The 23828-nt window shown below is 47.6% G+C and carries 27 protein-coding genes; 21 read left to right on the top strand and 6 right to left on the bottom strand.

Features of this window, described 5'->3' with window-relative positions:
- Positions 1-8 precede the first annotated feature (8 nt).
- From rplO to rplQ, 8 genes are all read left to right on the top strand, one after another.
- On the top strand, positions 9-443 hold the full coding sequence (rplO, locus tag Q4488_RS09910; RefSeq protein WP_303580317.1) for a 50S ribosomal protein L15: 435 nt from the start codon (positions 9-11) through the stop codon (positions 441-443).
- Entirely contained in the window at positions 444-1772 is a 1329-nt protein-coding gene (secY, locus tag Q4488_RS09905) for a preprotein translocase subunit SecY (RefSeq protein ID WP_303580316.1), read from the top strand.
- 24 nt (positions 1773-1796) lie between these two features.
- Positions 1797-1913 carry a 50S ribosomal protein L36 gene (gene rpmJ / locus Q4488_RS09900; protein WP_083935407.1) on the top strand — a complete coding sequence of 39 codons (117 nt, stop codon included), beginning with the start codon at positions 1797-1799 and terminating at the stop codon, positions 1911-1913.
- A gap of 143 nt (positions 1914-2056) precedes the next feature.
- Positions 2057-2413 carry a 30S ribosomal protein S13 gene (gene rpsM, locus Q4488_RS09895; RefSeq protein ID WP_215953580.1) on the top strand — a complete coding sequence of 119 codons (357 nt, stop codon included), beginning with the start codon at positions 2057-2059 and terminating at the stop codon, positions 2411-2413.
- 24 nt (positions 2414-2437) lie between these two features.
- Complete coding sequence (gene rpsK / locus Q4488_RS09890; protein ID WP_019622838.1) at positions 2438-2827, top strand: 30S ribosomal protein S11; 390 nt, start codon at positions 2438-2440, stop codon at positions 2825-2827.
- A gap of 18 nt (positions 2828-2845) precedes the next feature.
- A complete protein-coding gene (gene rpsD / locus Q4488_RS09885) occupies positions 2846-3466 on the top strand; it encodes a 30S ribosomal protein S4 (RefSeq protein WP_303580315.1) in 621 nt (206 codons plus the stop codon).
- A 26-nt stretch (positions 3467-3492) separates the two neighbouring features.
- Positions 3493-4497, top strand: coding sequence for a DNA-directed RNA polymerase subunit alpha (gene rpoA, locus Q4488_RS09880; RefSeq protein ID WP_303580314.1), 1005 nt, complete (start codon positions 3493-3495; stop codon positions 4495-4497).
- 40 nt (positions 4498-4537) lie between these two features.
- Positions 4538-4930: a 50S ribosomal protein L17 gene (rplQ, locus tag Q4488_RS09875; RefSeq protein WP_303580313.1), complete on the top strand. Its 393-nt coding sequence runs from the start codon at positions 4538-4540 to the stop codon at positions 4928-4930.
- A gap of 498 nt (positions 4931-5428) precedes the next feature.
- On the opposite strand, the gene Q4488_RS09870 is transcribed toward rplQ, so the two are convergent.
- The gene (locus Q4488_RS09870; RefSeq protein WP_303580312.1) at positions 5429-6325 is read right to left on the bottom strand and encodes a LysR family transcriptional regulator; all 897 of its coding nucleotides are present in this window, start codon (positions 6323-6325) and stop codon (positions 5429-5431) included.
- 95 nt (positions 6326-6420) lie between these two features.
- Here Q4488_RS09870 and Q4488_RS09865 point away from each other — a divergent pair, with 95 nt between their 5' ends.
- Both Q4488_RS09865 and Q4488_RS09860 read left to right on the top strand, forming a co-directional pair.
- Positions 6421-7449 (top strand): zinc-binding alcohol dehydrogenase family protein, encoded by a 1029-nt coding sequence (locus Q4488_RS09865; RefSeq protein WP_303580311.1) that lies wholly within the window; start codon positions 6421-6423, stop codon positions 7447-7449.
- Between the two features lie 59 nt (positions 7450-7508).
- A complete protein-coding gene (locus tag Q4488_RS09860; protein WP_303580310.1) occupies positions 7509-7676 on the top strand; it encodes a putative quinol monooxygenase in 168 nt (55 codons plus the stop codon).
- A gap of 189 nt (positions 7677-7865) precedes the next feature.
- Here Q4488_RS09860 and uvrA read toward each other — a convergent pair whose 3' ends face one another.
- Positions 7866-10715 (bottom strand): excinuclease ABC subunit UvrA, encoded by a 2850-nt coding sequence (gene uvrA, locus Q4488_RS09855; protein WP_303580309.1) that lies wholly within the window; start codon positions 10713-10715, stop codon positions 7866-7868.
- 181 nt (positions 10716-10896) lie between these two features.
- On the opposite strand from uvrA, the gene ssb reads away from it, so the two are divergent.
- The gene (ssb, locus tag Q4488_RS09850) at positions 10897-11472 is read left to right on the top strand and encodes a single-stranded DNA-binding protein (protein WP_303580308.1); all 576 of its coding nucleotides are present in this window, start codon (positions 10897-10899) and stop codon (positions 11470-11472) included.
- A 124-nt stretch (positions 11473-11596) separates the two neighbouring features.
- Here the strand turns inward: ssb and ggpS are convergent, their stop codons facing one another.
- From ggpS to Q4488_RS09835, 3 genes are all read right to left on the bottom strand, one after another.
- Positions 11597-13900: a glucosylglycerol-phosphate synthase gene (gene ggpS / locus Q4488_RS09845; RefSeq protein ID WP_303580307.1), complete on the bottom strand. Its 2304-nt coding sequence runs from the start codon at positions 13898-13900 to the stop codon at positions 11597-11599.
- 347 nt (positions 13901-14247) lie between these two features.
- Entirely contained in the window at positions 14248-14430 is a 183-nt protein-coding gene (locus Q4488_RS09840; RefSeq protein ID WP_303580306.1) for a hypothetical protein, read from the bottom strand.
- A 739-nt stretch (positions 14431-15169) separates the two neighbouring features.
- Positions 15170-15622 (bottom strand): MarR family winged helix-turn-helix transcriptional regulator, encoded by a 453-nt coding sequence (locus tag Q4488_RS09835; RefSeq protein ID WP_303580305.1) that lies wholly within the window; start codon positions 15620-15622, stop codon positions 15170-15172.
- Between the two features lie 924 nt (positions 15623-16546).
- Between Q4488_RS09835 and Q4488_RS09830 the strand changes: the two genes are divergently transcribed.
- From Q4488_RS09830 to Q4488_RS09810, 5 genes are all read left to right on the top strand, one after another.
- Positions 16547-16753 (top strand): hypothetical protein, encoded by a 207-nt coding sequence (locus tag Q4488_RS09830; RefSeq protein WP_303580304.1) that lies wholly within the window; start codon positions 16547-16549, stop codon positions 16751-16753.
- A 44-nt stretch (positions 16754-16797) separates the two neighbouring features.
- On the top strand, positions 16798-17004 hold the full coding sequence (locus Q4488_RS09825; protein ID WP_303580304.1) for a hypothetical protein: 207 nt from the start codon (positions 16798-16800) through the stop codon (positions 17002-17004).
- Positions 17005-17048: 44 nt separating this feature from the next.
- Positions 17049-17357, top strand: a complete 309-nt coding sequence (locus tag Q4488_RS09820) for a hypothetical protein (RefSeq protein ID WP_303580303.1) — start codon at positions 17049-17051, stop codon at positions 17355-17357.
- Positions 17358-17408: 51 nt separating this feature from the next.
- Entirely contained in the window at positions 17409-17606 is a 198-nt protein-coding gene (locus tag Q4488_RS09815) for a hypothetical protein (RefSeq protein ID WP_303580302.1), read from the top strand.
- Between the two features lie 79 nt (positions 17607-17685).
- Complete coding sequence (locus Q4488_RS09810; RefSeq protein WP_303580301.1) at positions 17686-17871, top strand: hypothetical protein; 186 nt, start codon at positions 17686-17688, stop codon at positions 17869-17871.
- A gap of 537 nt (positions 17872-18408) precedes the next feature.
- On the opposite strand, the gene gcvA is transcribed toward Q4488_RS09810, so the two are convergent.
- Positions 18409-19362: a transcriptional regulator GcvA gene (gcvA, locus tag Q4488_RS09805; RefSeq protein ID WP_303580300.1), complete on the bottom strand. Its 954-nt coding sequence runs from the start codon at positions 19360-19362 to the stop codon at positions 18409-18411.
- A gap of 324 nt (positions 19363-19686) precedes the next feature.
- On the opposite strand from gcvA, the gene Q4488_RS09800 reads away from it, so the two are divergent.
- The 5 genes from Q4488_RS09800 (at position 19687) to Q4488_RS09780 (ending at position 23803) form a co-directional block, all read left to right on the top strand.
- Entirely contained in the window at positions 19687-20541 is an 855-nt protein-coding gene (locus tag Q4488_RS09800) for a transporter substrate-binding domain-containing protein (protein WP_303580299.1), read from the top strand.
- 162 nt (positions 20542-20703) lie between these two features.
- Positions 20704-21663, top strand: coding sequence for an agmatinase (gene speB, locus Q4488_RS09795; RefSeq protein WP_303580298.1), 960 nt, complete (start codon positions 20704-20706; stop codon positions 21661-21663).
- Position 21664: 1 nt separating this feature from the next.
- Entirely contained in the window at positions 21665-22315 is a 651-nt protein-coding gene (locus Q4488_RS09790) for an amino acid ABC transporter permease (RefSeq protein ID WP_303580297.1), read from the top strand.
- A 9-nt stretch (positions 22316-22324) separates the two neighbouring features.
- Positions 22325-22984, top strand: a complete 660-nt coding sequence (locus Q4488_RS09785) for an amino acid ABC transporter permease (RefSeq protein ID WP_303580296.1) — start codon at positions 22325-22327, stop codon at positions 22982-22984.
- Positions 22985-23005: 21 nt separating this feature from the next.
- Positions 23006-23803 (top strand): amino acid ABC transporter ATP-binding protein, encoded by a 798-nt coding sequence (locus Q4488_RS09780; protein ID WP_303580295.1) that lies wholly within the window; start codon positions 23006-23008, stop codon positions 23801-23803.
- Positions 23804-23828: the final 25 nt, after the last annotated feature.

The following is a 23828-nucleotide window of genomic DNA, read 5'->3' as shown; positions in this document are numbered from 1 at the left end:
AGCTCATTATGCGTCTTAATACACTGAGTCCTGCCGACGGTTCTAAACATGCTCCTAAGCGTGTAGGCCGCGGTATTGGTTCCGGCCTGGGTAAAACCGGTGGTCGTGGCCATAAGGGTCAGAAATCCCGCTCAGGCGGTTCAGTGAAACCTGGTTTCGAAGGCGGCCAAATGCCGTTGCAGCGTCGTCTGCCTAAGTTCGGTTTTACCTCTCGTCAGGCTGCATTCGTTGCAGAAATTCGCCTGAACGAGTTGGCTAAGATTGATGCTGACGTTATCGATCTGGATGCACTGAAAAAAGCGGATATCATCAAAGACAGCATCAAGCGTGCGCGCGTGATTCTTTCTGGTGAGATCAACAAAGCAGTTACCGTTAAAGGTCTGAAAGTGACCAAAGGCGCACTGGCTGCAATTGAAGCTGCAGGCGGAAAAGTCGAGGAATAAATGGCTAAGAAAGGACCAGTACCAGCAGGCGTACAAAACGGCTTAGGCGAGCTTAAATCTCGTTTGTTGTTCGTTTTGATTGCGATCGTTGTATACCGTATCGGTGCACATATTCCGGTACCTGGTATCAATCCTGATCGTCTAGCTGCACTTTTTGATCAGAACCAAGGCACTATCCTGAGCATGTTTAACATGTTCTCCGGTGGTGCTCTGGAACGAATGAGTATTCTGGCTTTGGGTATTATGCCGTACATCTCTGCATCGATTATTATGCAGTTGATGACGGTCGTGAGCCCAACGCTTGCGCAACTCAAGAAAGAGGGTGAAGCTGGTCGTCGGAAGATCAATCAGTACACACGTTACGGTACCGTTATCCTAGCGACTGTACAGTCGTTCGGTATGGCGGTTGGCTTGGCGAATCAAGGCATTGCCTTTGCGGCCGATTTCAACTTCTATTTTGTAGCAGTTGTGACATTGGTTGCCGGTGCAGTATTCCTGATGTGGCTGGGTGAACAGGTGACTGAACGGGGTATCGGTAACGGTATTTCGATTCTGATCTTCTCTGGTATTGTGGCCGGTTTGCCTAGTGCTATCGGTCAGTCCTTTGAATCAGCGCGTCAGGGAGATCTAAATATCTTGGCGTTGCTGGCCATTGCTGTGCTGGCGATCGCTACTGTGGGTTTCGTTGTGTTTATGGAGCGCGGTCAACGCCGTATCACCATTAACTATGCGAAGCGTCAACAGGGACGTCGCATGTATGCTGCGCAGTCCAGTCATTTACCGTTAAAGGTGAATATGGCTGGTGTTATTCCACCGATCTTCGCTTCAAGCATTCTGCTGTTTCCTGCTTCACTTGGTCAGTGGTTTGGCCAGACTGAAGGCATGGAACTGCTACAGGATATCGCGCTTGCGCTGGGCCCGGGTCAGCCTCTGTATATCCTGCTGTTTTCGGTATGTATCATATTCTTCTGTTACTTCTACACCGCGATTGTTTTCAATCCAAAAGATGTAGCTGATAACTTGAAGAAGTCTGGTGCATTCATCCCGGGTATTCGCCCAGGGGAGCAATCTGCTAAGTACATCGATAACGTACTAGGCCGCCTGACCTTGTTTGGCGCTCTGTACATCACTGCGGTATCTTTGATGCCTCAGTTCCTGGTAGTCGCCTGGAATGTACCTTTCTACTTCGGTGGTACGTCACTGCTGATTGTGGTTGTTGTTGTGATGGATTTCATGGCACAAGTACAGTCCCATCTGATGTCCCATCAGTATGAATCCCTGATGAAGAAGTCGAATCTTAAAGGAGGCGGTGCTGGCCTGCTGCGCTAGCATCCCTGCTATTTGGAGTTGATCATGAAAGTACGTGCATCAGTTAAGAAGATCTGCCGTAACTGCAAGATCGTACGTCGTAACGGTACTCTGCGGGTTATCTGCAAAGTTGAACCACGACACAAGCAGCGCCAGGGTTAATTAACGCCTGGTCTGGGAGTGGTTGGCGCGAAGGGTTGATTTAATTTTGATCAACGTGTAGAATCTCGCGCCTTCCATTAATAGAAGAATTTGCAGTACCTGTGAAAAGCACAGGTGCATGCTAATAAGTTGGAGTAAATTGAATGGCCCGTATAGCTGGCGTCAATATTCCTGACAATAAGCATGCGGTAATTTCATTGACTTACATCTTCGGAATTGGCCGCACGACAGCGAAGGACCTCTGCGTTAATTGTGGAATTCAAGAAACCACAAAGATTGCAGATTTGTCAGAAGAACAACTGAATACAGTACGTGACGCAGTCGCCAAGTTGACAGTTGAAGGTGATCTTCGCCGTGAAGTATCCATGAACATCAAACGCTTGATGGATCTTGGTTGTTACCGTGGTTTACGGCATCGCCGTAGTTTGCCTCTTCGTGGTCAGCGCACTAAAACAAATGCGCGTACCCGTAAAGGTCCACGTAAACCAATCCGTAAGTAATGGTAAGCGATAGGAATTTCCAGTATGGCTAAGCCAGGTAATCGCACACGTAAAAAGGTTAAAAAGCAGGTTGTTGACGGATTCGCTCACATCCACGCTTCATTTAACAACACGATCATTACTATTACTGATCGTCAGGGCAATACCCTGAGTTGGGCAACCGCAGGCGGCTCCGGCTTCCGTGGTTCTCGTAAGAGTACACCCTTCGCGGCACAGGTTGCTGCGGAACGTGCAGGTGTAGCTGCTCAAGAGTATGGTCTAAAGAATTTAGACGTTTTCGTTAAGGGTCCAGGCCCAGGCCGTGAATCTGCTGTGCGCGCATTGAACGCATGTGGATACAAGGTTAATAACATCACGGACGTGACACCGATTCCTCACAACGGTTGTCGTCCACCGAAGAAACGTCGCGTTTAATCCGGAGACAGTAATAATATGGCTCGTTATTTAGGACCAACATGCAAGCTGTCTCGCCGTGAAGGTACCGACCTTTTCCTGAAGAGCGGTGTTCGTGCTCTGGACAGTAAGTGTAAAGCTGAAAATGTTCCAGGTGTACATGGCGCTCGTCGTGGTCGTTTATCAGATTACGGTTTACAGCTTCGTGAAAAACAGAAAGTTCGTCGTACATACGGCGTACTTGAAAAGCAATTCCGCAGCTACTACAAGGAAGCTGCCCGTCGCACAGGTGCGACTGGTACTAACCTTCTTCAGTTGCTGGAAGGGCGTCTAGACAATGTTGTCTATCGTATGGGATTTGGATCTACTCGTGCTGAAGCACGTCAAGTAGTTTCTCATCGTCAGATTACAGTCAATGGACAATCAGTGAACGTTCCATCTTTCCAGGTACAAGCTGGTGATGTGGTTGCTGTTCGTGAAAAGTCTAAAACTCAACTGCGTATTAAACACGCCCTTGAGTTGGCTTCTCAGCGTACTGCTGTTGAGTGGGTAGAAGTTGATGCTGCGAAGATGGAAGGTACTTTTAAGTCCCTGCCAGAACGTACTGAACTGTCTGCTGACATCAATGAGCAGCTGATTGTCGAACTGTACTCTAAGTAAATATTGACTTCTTAATTGGTGGAACTATGCAGCGTTCAGTAAACGAGTTTCTAAGTCCCCGTCATATTGGCGTTCAGGAAATTAGTGCGACTCGTGCAAAAGTTACTTTGGAACCACTGGAGCGCGGTTTTGGCCATACGCTGGGTAATGCGCTACGCCGTATCCTTCTCTCTTCAATGCCTGGCTGTGCCATCACTGAAGCTGAGATCGAGGGTGTGCTGCATGAGTACAGCACCATCGAGGGTGTGCAGGAGGACGTTATTGAAATCCTGCTCAACCTTAAGGGTGTTGCAGTCGCGCTGCACAACGGTGACGAAGCAACCCTGACTCTGTCTAAGAGCGAAGCGGGTCCTGTTACAGCAGCTGATATTCAGCTGAATCAGGATGTCGAAATCGCCAATCCAGAGCATGTCATCGCTCATTTGAGCGAAGGTGCAAGCCTTAACATGCAACTGAAGATCGTGCGTGGTCGTGGCTATGTGCCAGCTGACCTGCGCGTATCGGATGAAGACGAGTCTCGGACCATCGGCCGCTTGCTCCTTGATGCTACCTACAGCCCAGTTCGTTTGGTCTCGTATGTGGTTGAAAGTGCGCGGGTTGAACAGCGTACTGACTTAGATAAGTTGGTCATTGACATTGAATCCAATGGTACTATCGATCCAGAAGAGTGCATCCGTCGCGCTGCTACTATTTTGCAGCAGCAACTGGCTGTATTCGTCGATCTGGAAGGTGGTAAGGATCAGGTTAACGATGAACCGGAAGAACCAGAAATCGATCCGATTCTGCTTCGCCCGGTTGATGATCTGGAGCTGACTGTACGTTCCGCCAACTGTCTGAAGGCAGAGCAGATCTACTATATCGGTGATCTGATTCAGCGTACCGAAGTAGAACTGCTTAAGACTCCGAACTTAGGTAAGAAATCGCTGACCGAGATCAAGGACGTTTTGGCGTCTAAAGGTCTGTCGCTGGGTATGCGCCTTGAAAATTGGCCACCTGCGAGCATCAGAAACGACGATAAAGTCGCTTCCTGATCTGCGGTTTTAAACCTAACAGTTTGGCAAGGATAAAAAGATGCGTCATCGTAAATCAGGTCGTCACTTTAATCGTACAAGTGCGCACCGTAAAGCAATGTTCAAAAACATGGCGGTAAGCCTGTTTGAACATGAGCTCATCAAGACCACGCTGCCTAAAGCTAAAGAGCTGCGTCGTGTTGCTGAGCCACTGATCACACTGGCAAAAGAAGACTCGGTTGCTAACCGTCGTCTAGCCTTTGCTCGTACCCGCAGTAAAGAAGCTGTTGGTAAACTGTTTAACGAACTTGGCCCTCGCTACGAAGGTCGTCCAGGTGGTTACATTCGTATTTTGAAATGTGGCTTCCGTACGGGTGACAACGCGCCGATGGCTTACGTTGAACTGGTTGACCGTCCAGCTGATGCTGTTGCGGTAGAAGATTCTGAAGATTAATCTCTTCGACTCTTAATAAAAACCCGGCTTTTGCCGGGTTTTTTTTGCCTAAAAATTGGTCGTCATCGTGTTATTCAAAAAGCCTCAGTTAGCGGCGACTAAGCTGGCTGAGATATCGTGGTTTGATATCACGATGTAACTTGTCGTTTAGAGCAACTGGATCGTGTATCGCGGCGGTTAACTTACTCAGTTTGGTGTGTTGATGTTTGGTTCGCTAATTGCTCGGGCTTATAATACCGCCTGCAATATTTGAGTTTATTAAGGGACGCTAGCTATGAGGCTGACTAACTGCGAGATATGCGAAGCGGTGTTGAAACATCAGCCAATATCGGTGCCACTCGTGTACGCGCAACGTAATCATAATTACAATGAGACCATTTATACTTGTAAGGAGTGTCGTGGGCTCGTCAGGTTAACGTCAATCCCGCATCAGTGGAGTATGCTGGTTCAGCATGCGCCGTCAATGGATAAGCGCTCCAGCTTTGTCTGATCGATTGTCTAATTGCCTCCTAACGCGCTGATTTTCTCCCTTAAATAATCCCGTAATAGCAGTACCGATGGCGTGACTTGCTTTCTGGTGGGACACACCAGCCATAGGCCGACGGGTCTTGAACGATAGTCTGAGAGTAACCTGATCAGCCTACCCTCGTTGATATCCTGTGTGACGTCTAGCGATGATTTAAAGGCAATGCCTTTGCCTGCGCATGCCCAACGTCTGACAATGTCGGCATCATCGCATTCGCGATCGCCGTGGACGGTTATTTTGAATGTCTTATCTTGTTTTGCCAGTTCCCAGTTATTGTAAGCACGATTACCCAGTCGATAAATCAAGCAGTTATGTTGATGTAACGCTACGGGGGTTTGTGGCTCACCAAAGCGATGGATGTATGCCGGAGAGGCAATGATGAGGCGATCGACACTGCCGATCTGAAACGCAATCATGGATGAGTCTTCTGGTGCGCCATAACGCAGTGCAACATCGACACGATCGAGATAGAAATCTGATAAATGATCACCAATATTGAGTTTTAGTGAGAGCTCAGGATGTTTAATCATCAGCTCATCAATCCAAGGAACCACTATGTTTCGGCCTAAATCTGATGGCAAGGATAAACGTAATTCCCCCGATATTTTACCTTTGATCGCGTGCAGTGACGTTTTGCCTTCCTCTAACGCGGCGAGTGATTGACGACAGAACATTAAAAAGTGTTCTCCCTCGGGCGTGAGTCGTAACTGTCGGGTCGATCGAATAAATAGCTGGGTATCAAGTTGTTTTTCGAGTCGCTTAAGGGCCGCACTGGCCGTGGCTGGTGATAATCCCAGCTGTTCGGCAGAGGCGGTAATGCTGCTGCAGTCGGCGATACGGGTAAAAAGTTCTAAATCGTCTGTATTCATTATCAAAAATATATTGAAACTGATTGAGTGATTAGCATGTTTTTAGTTTAGGCATGTCGGTTCACAATGTCGCTATTAATTTACGGAGATCGAACATGAAAGCGATAGGTTATTTAGAGTCACAGGCAATTACAGAGCAGGATTCACTGGTTGATATCGAGCTGCCAATGCCCGTTGCAGCGGGACACGATCTGCTTATTAAGGTCAACGCTATTTCGGTTAACCCTGTGGATACTAAAGTTCGTCAGCGGGCACAGCCTGAGAATGGTGAATACAAAGTATTGGGCTGGGATGCAGTAGGTGAAGTCGTCGCTGTAGGCGAACAGGTTGAATTCTATCAGCCGGGTGATCGTGTCTGGTATGCCGGTGATTTGACTCGCCAAGGTACCAATGCTGAGTTCCATCTGGTTGACGAGCGTATTGTCGGTCATGCACCTAAGTCGTTGTCTGATGGCGAAGCGGCGGCGATGCCGTTGACGACGATTACCGCTTGGGAGTTACTGTTTGATCGCCTAGGGACACAGCACAAGAGCGCTAATGGTGCAGCTTCAAAGTCAGAGCAGCTATTGGTTATCGGCGCAGCCGGTGGCGTGGGTTCGATTATTGTGCAGTTGGCGGCCAAACTAACGGATGCTGTCGTGATCGGTACGGCATCCCGTGCAGAAAGTCAGCAATGGGTTAAGGAGCGTGGCGCTGATTTCGTTATTGATCACCGTCAGCCGTTGAATGAAGAGCTTAAGCGCATCGGGTTGGATACGGTATCCCATGTGGTCAGCCTAAACGGCACCGACCAGCATTTCGATGCGATCGTTGAGAGCATTGCGCCACAGGGTAAGCTGGCACTGATTGATGATCCGGAAACACCATTGGACATCATGAAGCTGAAAATGAAGTCAGTGTCTCTGCATTGGGAGTTTATGTATACCCGTTCAATGTTCAACACGGATGATATGGCGAAGCAGCGTGACCTGTTGAATGCGGTTGCTGACTTAATCGATGCGGGTGAGATCAAAACCACGCAAGGAACCAACTTTGGTACTATCAATGCAACTAATCTAAAGCTGGCGCACGCTGCTGTTGAGAGTGGTAGCACCATTGGTAAGGTTGTGCTCGAAGGTTTTTAATGTTGGGACGGTTTTGCCCCCAATACGCTTAATCATGTTACTGAGGCTTAGGAATAGTGATGACCACTGAACTGATCATTGTTGCTCGCATTGAGGCAAAGCCAGATCAAACTGATTTAGTAAAAACTGAACTAATCCGTTTAATTGATCCTACCCGTGAAGAGGCCGGTTGCTTGCAGTACGACCTGCATCAGGATAATAACAACCCAGCGGTTTTTCTTTTCTAGGAGCGCTGGGAATCCCGTGATCTTTGGGTAGCGCATATGGATAATGTTAATCTAAAACGTTATTCAGCGGCGGTTGAAGGGGCTGTAGAGAGCTTTATGCTGAGTGAGATGGCGCCTGTTGGCTAGGCTGTTTAGCACGGCAAGCTGAGGCTGTGGATCAGCCTGCCGTGTGTACTCGCGGCGCGAGTTTTAGTCCTGAGGCGCGACTAATGCTTTAGCTTTTTCTAGTATCGGTTTAAGGAATTGGCCGGTATAAGAACCATCGATTTCAGCCACTGCTTCCGGCGTACCCTTGGCGATGATCATACCGCCACGGGTGCCACCTTCCGGCCCCAGATCGATGATCCAGTCGGCGGTTTTAATAACATCCAAGTTATGCTCGATCACAACAATGGTGTTGCCGTGATCGCGCAGTCGATAGAGTACATTGAGTAACTGTTGAATATCGTAGAAGTGCAGTCCCGTGGTTGGTTCGTCGAGAATATAGAGGGTTTTACCGGTATCTCGCTTACTCAACTCTTTGGCCAGTTTTACGCGTTGCGCTTCACCACCGGAGAGGGTGGTCGCTGCCTGACCTAAGCGAATATAAGAGAGGCCAACATCGATCAGGGTTTGCAAGCGGCGGGAAAGGGCCGGAATGGCATCAAAGAATTCGCGCCCATCTTCCACCGTCATATCCAGTACTTCATGAATACTCTTGCCCTTGTATTTAACTTCCAGTGTTTCTCGGTTATAGCGCTTACCTTTACAGACATCACAAGGTACGTAGATATCTGGTAAGAAATGCATCTCGACCTTAATCACACCGTCACCCTGACACGCTTCACAGCGTCCCCCTTTGACGTTAAAGCTAAAGCGCCCAGGTTTATAACCACGTGAACGGGCTTCTTGAGTGCCAGCAAACAGTTCTCTAATGGGGGTGAAAATACCCGTATAGGTGGCTGGATTTGAACGTGGCGTGCGACCGATAGGGCTCTGATCGATATCGATAACTTTATCGAGCATATCCATCCCCTTAAGTGCTTTATAAGGGGCGGCATCTAGGGTGGTAGCGCCATTCAGTTCGGTGGCTGCGAGAGGATAAAGTGTGCCGTTAATCAGCGTTGATTTACCCGAACCGGAAACACCGGTGACGCAGGTCAGTAACCCTAGAGGTATATCTAAATCGACACTGTTGAGATTATTACCCGTGGCACCGTGTAGTTGCAACCAACGATCATCGGGTTGATGACGCTGGCTCGGAATTTCGATACTGCGTCGACCAGAGAGATAATCGGCGGTCATCGATGTTTTGCTGGCCATTAGCTCGGCCGGAGTGCCTTGGGCAATGATTTCACCGCCGTGAACACCGGCCCCAGGGCCAACATCGATAACATAGTCGGCAAGGCGAATAGCATCTTCGTCGTGTTCAACCACAATCACGGTATTACCTAAGTCACGGAGGTGGATTAGGGTTTTCAATAAACGATCATTATCCCGCTGATGCAGGCCAATCGAAGGTTCATCGAGAATGTACATCACGCCCACGAGTCCGGCGCCTATTTGACTCGCGAGTCGAATACGTTGTGCTTCGCCACCGGACAGCGTTTCGGCGCTGCGTTCAAGCGAGAGATAATCCAGGCCCACATTGACGAGAAACTCGAGTCGTAGACGGATCTCTTTAAGGATTTTATCGGCTATTTCTCCCTGCTTACCGATTAGTTGAAGGCTATCAAAATAGTCGCAGCTATCACCAATCGATAAACGCACTAAATCGGGCAGGGTTTTTTCATCAATATAGACATGACGGGCATCGCGGCGCAGACGACTGCCGTGACAGGAAGGGCATTCCTGCATATTAATATACTTAGCCAGATCATCGCGCACCATATCCGATTCGGTTTCGCGATAGCGACGCGACAGATTGTTGAGAACGCCTTCAAAGGGGTGAGATTTACTGATGATATCGCCGCGATCGTTAAGATAGCGAAACGCAATATCTTCGTTGCCGCTACCTTCAAGAATCATCTTTTGCTGCTTACTATCGAGATCTTTGAATGGTGTGTCCATATCAAAGCCGTAATGATCGGCTACCGCTTTGAGTTGTTGAAAATAGTACAATGCGCGACGATCCCAACCTCGGATAGCGCCTTCAGATAGAGTGAGGGTGTCATCAAAAACGACTTTTTTCGGATCAAAAAACTGTTTAACACCTAAACCATCACAAGCCGAACAAGCACCATGCGGGTTGTTGAAGGAAAACATTCGCGGTTCGAGTTCTTGAATACTGTGGCCACATTTAGGGCAGGCAAAGCGAGCCGAAAACACCAGCTCCTCGCCATCGTCGTCCATGTAACTTATGGTGGCAATGCCATCGGTCATCGCTAGGGCGGTTTCAAAGGATTCAGCCAAGCGAACCTGTAAGTCATCACGTACTTTGAAGCGATCTACCACGGCTTCGATATTATGTTTTTTGTTTTTATCCAGTTCAGGAATACTATCGATATCGCAGACCAGGCCATTGACGCGCACCCGCACAAAGCCCTGCGCCCGAAGTTCGCTGATGGTATGTATATGTTCACCCTTACGGCCTTGAACCACCGGCGCTAATAACATCAACTTACTGCCCTCAGGCAGCGCGAGCACCTGATCAACCATCTGACTGACAGTTTGTGCCGCAAGGGGAAGGTCATGATCGGGACAACGGGGCTCGCCGGCACGGGCAAATAGCAAGCGCAGATAATCATAGATCTCGGTGATGGTGCCGACGGTCGAACGGGGGTTATGAGAGGTGGATTTCTGCTCAATCGAAATCGCCGGCGACAGCCCCTCGATATGATCGACATCGGGCTTTTCCATCATCGATAAGAATTGCCGTGCATAGGTGGATAGCGATTCAACGTAACGACGTTGCCCTTCAGCGTAGAGCGTATCGAACGCCAACGAGGATTTCCCTGAACCGGATAAGCCGGTAATAACAACAAGTTTATCCCGAGGGATATCCACATCGATATTTTTCAGGTTGTGTGTTCTGGCGCCGCGAACCACTATTTTGTCCATCGTTGTTTCCGTGTCCAATGCAAAAGCTCAAGTATAAAGAGTTATGCGTGTTGCGACACCCGATCTGACAACTTTTTATCGCGGCGGGTGGTAATAATTATGCTATGCTTCACTTAATGTAACCGCTGCTAAAGTGATGCAGTGAGAGAGTACGAACAGTTAAAGAATATTGGAGAGATCAATGGCACGTGGTGTTAATAAAGTTATCCTGGTTGGTAATCTGGGTAATGAGCCTGAAACTAAGTATTTGCCGAGCGGCAATGCGGTAACCAACATCACAGTGGCGACGTCTGATTCATGGAAAGATAAGCAAACCGGTCAGCAACAAGAGCGCACCGAATGGCATCGGGTGGTGTTTTTCAATCGCTTGGCCGAGATCGCCGGTGAATACCTGCACAAAGGTTCTAAAGTGTATCTGGAAGGCGCACTGCGCACCCGTAAATGGCAAGATCAGCAAGGCCAAGACCGATACACAACCGAGATTGTCGCGAGTGAAATGCAGATGCTCGATAGCCGTGGTGATGGCGGAAACAGCGGTGGTTATCAACAGCCTCAAACGGGCGGTTATCAGCAACCGCAACAGGCACCACAGCAGAACTATCAGCCACAACAGGCACCGCAACAGAATTATCAAAAACCGCCGCAGCCACAACAGCCGCCGCAACAAAATTATCAAAAGCCGGCACCTCAAGCCGCGCCTCAAACTCCTCAGCCAGCGCCAGGGTTGGATGATTTTGACGATGATATCCCGTTCTAGACTTTTAAATATGTAAAGCGTTACGTTTTACATCGTTGGTAATGGCAGAGGCCCCGCAATAGCGGGGCTTTTTTATTCGATGGTCAGCTTGCCTCTCCTTATTGAGGTGCTAGTAGGTAAAATGTCAGGCAATTTTAGCTAGAGATAGTTGGCCTTTAGCGTTTTTATCGGCGGTTTTAGATACTGCCTTGAGGAAATCATCCCCCCAGTAAGCAAGGTCGTAATAACTAACGCCTTCGTATGCTTCGTTGATGCGTGCTTTGGCATCCTTGCGATGCATGCATAGGGCAAAATAGCAGGTGTCCGACATTTCAGCTGGGTCATGCGGGTTGCATAAAACAGCCCCTTTGATTTCTGCAGCGGCACCGGCAAATTCTGACAGCACGAGTACACCGGCTCCATCGGTCATTCCTTGAGTCGCGATATATTCTTTGGCTACTAAATTAAGACCATCTCGTAACGGTGAAATCCACATCAAATCAGCAATAGCGTAGTAGGCTACCAGCTGTTCAAACGGTACTGCGCGGAAGAAAAATTGAAGGGGAGTCCAGCCAACTTGGGCATAGCGGCCATTAATACGTCCAACGGCTTGCTCTATTTCGCTCTGCAATTCGTCGTATACGGTCATCTCTTTGGCCGCGGGCACACAGATGGTAACCAGGGTTACTTTTCCATGTAGCTCTGGGTGTGCTTCTAGTAGCTTTTCATAGGCTTCAAGCTTCGCCAGTATGCCTTTGGTGTAATCTAAGCGCTCCACCGACAGCATCATTTTTACGTTTTGAAGCTCATTGCGCAGTTCTGTCATACGTTCCTGAATGAGAGGGTTCTCCAGTGCGGATTGAACACGGTTTAAATCAAGCCCAACCGGATGTGCGCCAAGCCGTATGGTACGATCGGCCATGCGGATCTCTGTAGTCATCTCATCCAGTCCGACGGCGCATCCGTAGGTTAGAAAACGTGGTGCGCAGCCGGTGCGCTCGACCACGTCAAACGGCATGACACCCTTGGCAACATCGATAAAGTTTTCCGACTGACGAGGGATATGAAAGCCGATGTAATCACACTGTAATAGGCTGCCAATAATTTCTTTTCGCCATGGTAAAACGTTAAATACATCCGCCGAAGGGAAGTAGGTATGGTGGAAGAAGGCAATGTTCAGGTCTGGGCGTAATTCTCGCAGATATGCTGGTACCATCCAAAGGTTGTAGTCGTGCAACCAGACCGTCGCGCCTTCTGATGCTTCTGCTGCGGTCTGTTCTGCGAACTTACGGTTGACTTTGCAGAACACCTGCCAATGGTCATCATTGTATGTGGCACGCTCCCAAAATGTATGCAGTGTGGGCCAGAACGCTTCTTTGGAGAAGCGTTTATAGAAAATATCCACCTCATTCTTGGTTAATGCCACACGAGCGGCTACGAGATTGGGGTACTCTTCTTTATCGACATCAACGTGGGTCTCAAACTTGTTCAAGGACTCGTCTTTTATTGACCAAGCGACCCAAGCACCTTTCTTTCCATCCTTAAAAAAGCTCGCCAGGGTGGGAATGATGCCGTTAGGCGATCTGTGATTACGGCGCTTTAGAGCACCGTTTTCAATATACTCTTCAAATGGAAGACGGTGATAGACAATGACCAGATCAGAGGTTCCTGGTTTGACTTCGTCACGAGCCTCGGCATCAATGCCTTCTTCTCCAAGAAATCCAAAGTAGCTTATAGCTTCAATAATACCACCGGCTCCCGGTGCTTGAGCATGGTATACGCGGGCTTTGCCTTCGGTTGCCTGTAGCAGAGCGGCTTCCGATTCTCCGACGCAAACCCCCTTAAAATCGTGCTCGAACATTGCAAGGTCGTTGAGCGTATCCCCGGCGACCATCACATCTTCTTTGGCAATATTTAGATGCTTAAGTAGTGCGGAGAGGGTCGAACCCTTATTAACGTCGGAGGGAAGGAAGTCTAAATACCAGTTCGCAGAATAAAGAACATCGCAACCCAGAGACTCGCCTATTTTCTTGAGTTCGGCAATGCACTCCTCGATCACATCTGGAGCGGCAAAATAGGAACAACGGCGTTCCTGGGGTACATCTTGACGAACCAGTCCGGGGATGTTCTCAACCGCTTCCTGAATGGCGTATTCACCGGGCCATATTTCGTCAATGCCCCCTTGGACTTCGATCACCGGCTGAAGAGATTTACCATCGACTACGGTACAACCTACATCGCAGATGATAAAACTAGGCTGCGGTATTGTGGGGTCTGAGAGTAAAGGGATGACTGATTCGAGACCTCGGCCTGTTACAAAGATAAGTCCGATGTCTGGGTGAGCAGAAATGAGTTGATAAAGCTGTTGGCGATCCTCCAACGTTCCACCTAAAAAGGTCCCGTCTAGATCTACAGACAACCACATGATTTCCTCCTGATTAGTTTTCATCGTTCATGCCCTCTTGGTGAAGACACGTTTGGATCAAATCAAGACGGCCTGTGCAGAGAATTCGGCGCAAAGCATAGGCCTGCCTGAACCTGACTCAATAACTAGTATGCATATACTATACCGGCATAAAACGAGGAGGCTTTTGGCTGATAGGTAAGTGGAATAGGGAGGAGAACTAGAAAGGAAGAGTGACGGGTTGGTCTTTAAGGGAGCTTTGGCGCTATGAGTGTCTCAATATGGTGCAAGGTTGGCAGGGATCGGTCGGTAGAATAAATTTCATCTGATTCTGCTTGTTAAGACAGCAATAGAGGACCAAGTTACTCGGTCGATAGTCGCTGCGGTTTGCATTAACGCCTGATTTCTCGCAGGGAATGACAATCCCCATTTCCGTCGGGTTTACGTTCGTAGTCTGAGAGCCGTACTTCCACCATCAGCGCCGCTGAGGCTAAAGGCAGCAGTGTTTGAGGGCTCTGCTCTGGATCGCAATCGGGCAGATACATTTCTAGCAAAGATTTCAGCTTGGTCATCATTATAAATTCTTCAGTACCGCCAGTAGACAAGCAACCGCCGCAACAAAATTATCAAAAGCCGGCACCTCAAGCCGCGCCTCAAACTCCTCAGCCAGCGCCAGGGTTGGATGATTTTGACGATGATATCCCGTTCTAGACTTTTAAATATGTAAAGCGTTACGTTTTACATCGTTGGTAATGGCAGAGGCCCCGCAATAGCGGGGCTTTTTAGTTTAGACCTTCCCTAATAGGAATGCTCAATTTAATAGAGATTTTTATTGATGGAGTTGTCGGTATTTGAGCGATAACAAGTCACTCTCATCAACTACATAAGGTCGAGGGATTGTTGACCTGAAGGCTTCGAACAATCTTGCTGTGATTTAAATGGTCTTTTTTTCGTTTTATCCGCGAGTGCTAAATAATAGCGTTTAAGTGGCTCCAAGGATGGGCCTTCTTATGAGAGTAAAGCATCAAAACGAGCGCTTTAGCGCTATGTATATTTTTTTATGCGAATAAATATAGGGTGATCGGGAAGTGAATTGGCGCCTATCGGTATCGATAGCCAGTTCTGTGATGACTGATTTAATCGACACTCAAGGGAAGTCCTCAGCTCATTGAGTGATATATGAGCCGTTTCAAACATTTGAAAAGTTGTTATCGATTATAAACCTTCATGCCTGAGGCTATTTTTACATCAAATAGTCAGTATCTAATACTGCAGGCATTCGATCATTTTGAAGTAGGGTAGTCGGATCTCACGTTAGTGAGCGTTAGCGACTAGGCCATCATGCAATTTGTCACATAAATCCTTTAAAGCCATCCCTTCTTCTGGTGAGATGGTGATTTTAGCGCTCATTACTTTAGGTATTTTGATGGCTTGTTGCTTTAAAGCCCTGCCTGATTCAGTAAGACGCACAATACATGCACGTTCGTCCTGTGTGCACCGTTCACGTAATACCAAACCCTTTGCTTCCATTCGTTTTAGCAAGGGAGTGGTTGTACCTGAGTCCATGTGTAGTTTTTCACCTAATGTTTTTACATTCAGCGCATCTCCGTTCCAAAGCACCAGCATGGCTAGATACTGCGGGTAAGTCAGGTCCAGTTCATCTAGGACGGGCCGATAGGAACGCACCATCGCATTGGCTGCGCTGTACAGGGAAAAGCACGGTAGGTTTTCTGGTTTAAGTAAGGTCTCTTCAATCTTGTCTGTCATTAGTGTGTTCCTATTTTTTTTATATTGCCTGCAATTAACGTGTATAGGAGCTTATTCCAGAACAGGATTGCTTGCAAGTTAGTTGCGCGCAAGTTTGTTGTGCTCAACCAACCCTTCGATATTAGCATGAATAAAAGATCGAACCAATATTGAGGAGTATACACTGTAGTCACTTATCACAATGACCGCATTAGCCTGGCTGTTGTGCCAGTGACTAATTTTCAATAGGGTTTGACGATACCGATATATAGGCTAGATCTCAGAATTATTCTATCGGCGTAGGACGGTGGAGCCTGCTAACTTATCTAGGTAACCGCGACCGCTCAGCACTTTTCGTGGGCAACAACTAATAAGGCAGTCGTTACTTGCTAAGGTCATTTAAGGGAATACGATTTTACGCAAACCACGAGCGAAAGGTTGTCATCTGGCTTGTCGTAGAAATGCTGACTGTATGAAGGCTTAGCCTAGTTGAGGACAGTGAAAAATACACGTTCATGATGCTACGTCGTTCCCATAATACTCGGTCCTTTGCTGCCATTTGTTTGAGTAAGGGGTGCTGTACCTGAGTTTATGTATCGTTTCTCACCCAGTATTTTTACATTTCACCTTTTTATACTCCCGCGTACTCGCAGGGCGAGGAGCTGCAGGTAGTCAGGCTTTAGCGTTCCAATACTGCCCGATAAGCACGTCTCATGGTGTTTTCATGGCACTAGACACTAAAGCTATTGAGCGATAGCAAGCCCCATATTTTATTTTTGTCATTAGTTTATTCCTAACTTTTATATATATTGTTCGCAATTAACTTGCATGCAAGGCTAATCCGAAATAAGATTGCTCTCAAGTTGGTTGTGCGCAAGTTAGTTGTGCTCAATTAATAATCAGGCGCACTCATGAATACATGATGGAAATATTGAGGAACATATTTTGAAAGCACTTATGACAACAATCGCATTGGCTTCTATTCTCGCTGCAGGCACCGCATCAGCGACTAATTTTGAAGTGGGTCAGCTGGGTGGCGGTACCACTATCCAGAACGGTTCTCACTACAGCAGCGAAGAGCTGGTAACTGTTGATCACGCTAACTTGCCAACGAATCATTACGGTTCAGAACTGTTGATCGGCAACAAGTAAGTCATTTTTATCAGATTTTAATTTAAGTATTGAAGGAACAGATCATGAAAGCACTTATGACAACAATCGCATTGGCTTCTATTCTCGCTGCAGGCACCGCATCAGCGACTAATTTTGAAGTGGGTCAGCTGGGTGGCGGTACGACTATCCAGAACGGTTCTCACTACAGCAGCGAAGAGCTGGTAACTGTCGATCACGCTAACTTGCCAACGAATCATTACGGTTCAGAACTGTTGATCGGCAACAAGTAAGTCATTTTTATCAGATTTTAATTTAAGTATTGAAGGAACAGATCATGAAAGCACTTATGACAACAATCGCACTAGCTTCTACTCTCGCTGCAGGCACCGTATCAGCGACTAATTTTGAAGTAGGCCAGCTGGGTGGCGTCGATGTACAAGAAACATCTCAGTATCATTCTACCGATGCAGTGAATGTCGTGGCTCCTAACTCGCCAGGGACTAATTTTCAAGTGGGACAGATCGGCGGGAAAATCGATGTACAGGATGCCTCTAATGATCATTCTGGCGATGTCGCAATGACTGACACCCCTAATCTACCGGGTAGCAGCTATAGCTCAGCACTTTTTATCGGTAATCAATAATCCGCCCGTAATAACCAAAACCTTTCAGTTAAATTGTTTAAGGAATAGATCATGAAAACACTTATCACAACCATCGCATTGGCCTCTTCTCTCGCTGCAGGCACCGTATCAGCGACTAACTTTGAAGTGGGTCAACTGGGTGGCGTTGACGTACAAACGACACCTCACTCAATCAGTGCTGCGGTAATGGAAACCTCCAATTTGCCTGGAAGCAGCTATAGCTCAGCACTGTTTGTAGGTAACAAATAGTTATTACGCAGTCATTCATGAGTCATTCCCAGTGACTAGGTAAGATGATTGACTTAAATTATTTATCAAGGAACGGAGTATGAAAACAGTTTTTACGATAATCAGCATGGCACTGGCTACAGGAGTAGCTAGTGCATCATCCAGTGTAGTGGCTATAGAGACTCAAGCGGTAGCTTTCTATAACAATGAAGAGGTGGTTATCGTTGATGGGCCGAATATGCCGGGTAATAACGATGGTAATAAGTTTCTGGTCGCCGGTAACTGAACGAAGAGTCTTGAACAGCACGCGAAGTAATGCTCTTTTTCTGATGATCACTAACTGTAGAGATTAAGCGGCTATTAACGGTTTATATTTGATATGAAATAGAATAGTTCGCGCTTTAATATCCGTTAACGAACTGATGTTGATAAATTTAGAGTCAGCATGAAAACTAAAAACTGACGTTATAGGCTAATTTAATGGCGGATTTAGCCTCTATTGAACGTTTAACGTCACTCGCAGATATCTTGGTCGAAAACCGACGATAACCCCCTGAAAAACAGTGGTGCACAACAGCATCGGTATGATGACCGCTTTAAGCCTCTATAGTTAGCTATGAAAATGGGACTTGGATCGTTAAGCGGCATTGGATGAAAATCGTAACGTTGAGTGTGGATCGAATGAGTCGAAATATGGGCGAGACATCAGAGTCATATCAAATGGCTCTCTTAATACAATAGACCCATCATATTATTAGGGAAGGTGCGAATTTTATAGGCGCAATATTGTAGTTTATGTCTTTATGGCGCTATTCGTGGCCTATCAAGAGTTGACGTTATAGCGCTTTGAGGCGATGAGTTGTTCGGCGTTATATTGCTGTTCGAACAGTCGAGCCTGCTGTTCCATCCAAGCAAAGAAGTTAGCTATTTTGGGCCGCTCAAGCAGTTTCTTGAGGCACACAAGGTACACGCCATCATCTTCGGTGATGGTATCAAATAAAGGCACCAATCGACCCTGAGCAATTTCTCGGGCCACCAATGCGTGACGTCCTAAGGCAACGCCTTGACCGTTAATCGCGGCTTGGACAATTAAATCAGCCTGATTAAAACGATAACCATTGCTGTAATCAACGCCTTTTATATTTTGCTCTGCCAGCCAGCGCTGCCACGAAGTCGATAGTTTCGCATGGGGTAGGGAATCATGTAATAACACGGCTTTATTGAGTTCTTGTGGTGTTTTCATCGCCAATTGTGCCGCCAATTCGGGGCTGGCCACCGGGTAGATATAGTCTCGGAAGAGGAGGCGTTGTTCCATAATGGGTTGATCTCGGGCACCATGACAGATGCCTATATCCACCTCTTCACTATGAAAGTTTGGCTCGGATAAGTTAGCGACTAAATGGAGATCAATATTGGGATATTGTAAATGAAAGTCATTGAGGCAAGGCATCAACCAACGGCTGGCAAAGGAAGGCATGCAGTACACTTGGAGTCGGCTCATCAGCGCCTGTGTTTCAATGGTGTTAAGGGTGTCGCGAATTTGTAAAAGCGATTGTTGTACGGAATAAAATAACTGTTCGCCTTTGGTGGTGAGTATCAGTTGCCGAGGTTTGCGCTCAAACAAGCGGTAGCCGAGCAGTTCTTCGAGTTGAATAATTTTCTGACTCACGGCGCTTTGTGATAAACACAGCTCTTCTGCTGCTTGCGTAAAGCTTAGGTGACGTGCAGACACTTCGAAATAGCGTAACGCTTCAAGGGGGGGGAGGCGTAATAACAAATCCCATCTCCATGAGTAATGATGGCCGAATACCGCCGTCTTTGGCTTGTCGCATCCGTTGTATAAGGTTTTACAGCATCATTCATGCCATCTTGGTTTTACCATAGTGGCGGCTGGAGGGCTTGTTTCGTCTGCTAGCTTTAGGCTGAGACGAACACTATTTAAGTAGAGATACGCACTAATTTGAAGCACTTGCTTGGCATAAGCGTAGCAAAACAGTGCATTAGATTTTCTTATGTGTAGCGATTAGGAATCGCTGCTTGTTGCTGTATCGATCCCTATCTACTATCGAGTTCAGTACTTAACTTATAGAGGGTCACGACTATGAACATCATGCCACTGAGTGTTAAAAAAATGTTAGTCACGGCGGGAATTATGTGTGCGGCGATTTCATCGGTGGCTCAGGCTGACCTATTGGATGAGATCAAAGAGAAGGGCGAAATTGTTATTGCCACGGAGGCGCGTTACGCCCCGTTTGAGATGCTACAGGATGGTAAAATTGTTGGTTACGGCAAAGATATTCTTGATGAAATCATGAAGCAGTTACCCGGGGTGAAGTTGAAGCAGCTGGATCTACCCTTTCAGGGGATTCTCGCGGGTCTAAATACTAAGCGGTATGACTTTGTCGCTACATCGCTCACCATTTCTAAGGCGCGGGCAGATAATTACGCCTTCACTTATCCGATCTCAACCGCGGCGGTGGCAATGTTAAAGCGTAAGGGGGATGAGCGCATTACCAAGCCAGAAGATATGGCGGGTATGGTGATTGGCACACAAGCAGGTTCAGTGCAGTTAAATGCGATCAAAAGCTTTGAAGAGAAAAAGCTGACGCCGAACGGCGAAGGCTATAAAGCGATTAAAGAGTTCACCGATTATAACGAAGCTTATGCTGCGTTAGCGTCTCGGCGGGTTGATGTCGTACCACAAGCGATACCTAACCTAGCGCCGATTGTGAAACAGCGTCCAGATATGTTTGAAATTGTGCAGCCACCGTTTGGCCCCGCTACCTATTATGCTTGGGTTGGTCGTAAAGATGCTGAATCCGCGTCATTGGTGCAGTTTTTCAGTGATGGGATAGAACAGCTACATCAAAGTGGCAAACTGGCTGAGCTACAACAAAAGTGGTTTGGCTTCACGATGGATATTCCCACCGGCAGTGTACCGGCTCCGCTGTATTAAGCCTAAGCCTTGGGCATCGGTTTGTGCTCAAGGCATGACTATCTAATTACTTATTTTTGGCTGCCCTTGTCTTGGGTGAGATAGGCTGCCTGTGTCTAATTTAAGTCATGCCGCTATGAGCGCTTATCGTTCTAGTGTGTATGCTCGCGAGGAGGTCGCGTTATGAATAATCATGCTCAACAACAGCCCCGTTACAGTGGTATTGCCACCTTTATGCGTTGTCCTTATCAGCCGTCGTTGGCGGAGGTTGATATTGCCTTAATCGGTGTGCCTTTTGATGGTGGCGTGACTAACCGGACGGGCACTCGTCACGGGCCTCGTGAGATTCGTAATCAATCTAGTTTGATGCGTTCGGTTAATCAAACCACCGGTGTGGCGCCATTTGAGATGTGTCGCGTTGCCGATGTCGGTGATGCGTTGCCAGAAAGCCCATTTGAGTTAGAGGCGAGTCATCGTTCTATACAGGCATTTTTCGAGAAGGTGGTTAGTGCTGGGGCCTTGCCGATCTCGGCGGGTGGCGATCATTCGATCTCGTTGCCGATTCTTCGCGCATTGGCGAAAGATGGCCCGTTGGCGCTGGTTCATTTTGATGCGCACTGTGATACGGGTGATAATTACTTGGGGTCTAAGTTTCATCACGGCTCACCGTTTAAAATAGCCGTTGAGGAGGGATTAATCGATCCTCATAAGACGATTCAGATTGGTATTCGTGGTTCGGTGAATAACAGTGAAATTTGGCGCTTTAGTCATGATAGTGGGATGCGCGTCATCTATATGGATGAATTTTACGAGTTAGGCGTGCAGGGGGTGATTGATGAAATACGTCAACTGGTTGGGGATACACCCGCCTATGTCACTTTCGATGTTGACGCGCTCGACCCAGCTTATGCGGTGGGTACAGGGACACCTGAAGTGGGCGGTTATAGTTCATTTGAAGCCTTGAAAATGATTCGTGGTCTAGCCGGCATGAATGTGGTGGGGGGCGATGTGGTGGAAGTTTCACCGCCGTTTGATCCGACCGGTTCGACTGCGCTGGTGGGGGCTACGGTGATGTTTGAGTTGATCTGTATAGCGGCGCAAGCGTTAGAGCAACGTCAAAAAGCCGCGCTAGCGGAGGCCTAATATGGTGGATTTCAGTGTCGTTTTTGATCACACAGACTCGTTATTGAGTGGACTATGGATGACCACGTGGGTCTCGTTATTGTCCATCGGTATTGGGTTTGTTCTCGGGGCGATACTCTGTTTGGGGCGAATGTCGCCACGTGGGTGGCTGAGAAATGTTTGTGCGGTTTATATCAGTCTACTTCGGGGCACGCCCTTATTAGTGCAGTTAGCGATCGTGTTCTATTTTTTGCCATTGGCGGGGATCGATATTCCCTCGATAGCGGCGGCTATTATTGCTTTGTCGATGAATACGGCGGCTTTTCAGTCTGAAATTTTACGGGGTGGCTTTCAGATGATTCCTGCTGGTCAGCGTGAGGCGGCTTGGAGCTTTGGCTATAGTCCGTTGCAGCGTCTTTATTTTATCGAACTGCCGCAAGTGGTTAGACGGACGATTCCTTCGTTAGTCAATGAAACCATCGATATCATCAAGAATTCGGCACTGATCTCAACCATTGCGGTGACGGATTTAATGAGAATTGTACAAACGTATTCATCTACGACTTACCGGCCGATTGAGTTCTTTGTCGCGGCGGGTCTGCTGTATCTGTTGTTGACTAGCTGTATCAGTCTGTTGGGGCGCTATATTGAGTCCCGCTTAACCACTCATTAGGAGAGAATTATGGACCTAAGCTTATATGTTAGTTACTGGCCCATTCTGCTAAAGGGGTTGGGTTTTACACTGTATGTCTGTTCCATTGCGTTGCTGATCGGGTTGATCGGTGGGCTGCTACTGTATGGTTTAAATCGTCTCGGATGGCGAGTGACCTCCTTTATTTACGCTGTCTATTTGACCGTGTTTCGGGGTACGCCGTTACTGGTGCAGGTTTATTTAGTGTATTACGGTGGCCCTTTTGTGGGGTTGGACATGACCGCCGAACAGGTCGGCATTATCGGCTTAGGCCTGTATGTGGCGGCTTATTTCGCTGAAATTTATCGTTCAGGTTTTGCCAGTATTCCACCGGGACAATTGGAAGCCGCGTATGATCTTGGTTTCTCTCGCTGGCAGGTACTGATTAGAATTCAGTTACCGCAGATGCTGGGCTTGATTATTCCACCGGGGGTCAATCAGACCATTATTATGATTAAAGAATCCGCTATTTTATCGATTATTACGGTGCCAGAGCTGACCACCGCGGCGATCAGTATGGCGACACAGAGTTTTACCGTTATCGAGCCTTATCTGTTTTTAGCCGTGGTTTACTGGCTGCTTACCTTTGCTGTGTCTAAGACAGGGCGTTGGTGTGAAAACAAGGCCACTGGTTATCTTATTCGCACCTAATTTGAGAGTTCAGGAGGCATTATGTCAACAAACACGCAGCGGGCCATCAAACTGGTCGATTTAAAAAAGAGCTTTGGTGATAACCAGGTGTTGAAAGGGATCGATCTTGACGTTAATTATGGTCAGGTTGTTTGTATTATTGGTGGTTCAGGGTCGGGCAAAAGTACCATGCTGAGGTGCATCAACTTTCTAGAGCAGTATGATGGTGGCGAGGTGTTGGTGAGTGGCAAGTTGATCGGTTATAACTCGGACGCTCAAGGTAATTTGTCATCACTGCCGACACGGGTTGTACAGCAGGATCTTACTGATGTCTGTATGGTGTTTCAGCAGTTTAATCTATGGCCACATATGACGGTGTTGGAAAATGTTATGTCGCCTTTGTTACGTGTGCGCCGGTTGAGTAAGAAGGAGGCCTGCGAAAAAGCCCTAGCCGTGCTAAGCAAAGTGGGTATGGAACATAAGCAAGATGCCTATCCTGGGCAGTTATCAGGCGGCCAGCAACAGCGGGTAGCAATTGCCCGTTCGTTAGGCATGGACCCTAAAATTATGCTATTCGATGAACCCACTTCGGCATTGGATCCTGAATTGGTGGGCGAAGTGCTTAAAGTGATGCAGTCATTGGCGCAGGAAGGAATGACGATGGTGATTGTGACTCACGAGATGGGCTTTGCCGCGCAGGTATCGGATCAGGTGGTGTTTCTAGCCAATGGCCGTATTGCCGAACAAGGTGAGCCGAATCGGCTGTTTAACGAGCCACAAACAGATCAGCTAAAAAGCTTCTTAAGTACCTGGTCGGAACGTAATGGCAGCATGCTATAGGCGCATCGCTTATACAGGTTAACCG

The organism is Amphritea sp. 1_MG-2023 (genome assembly GCF_030547545.1).
Lineage (GTDB): Bacteria > Pseudomonadota > Gammaproteobacteria > Pseudomonadales > Balneatricaceae > Amphritea.
Note: the sequence above shows the minus strand (reverse complement) of the source record. Positions and strands in the feature narration are given on the sequence as shown.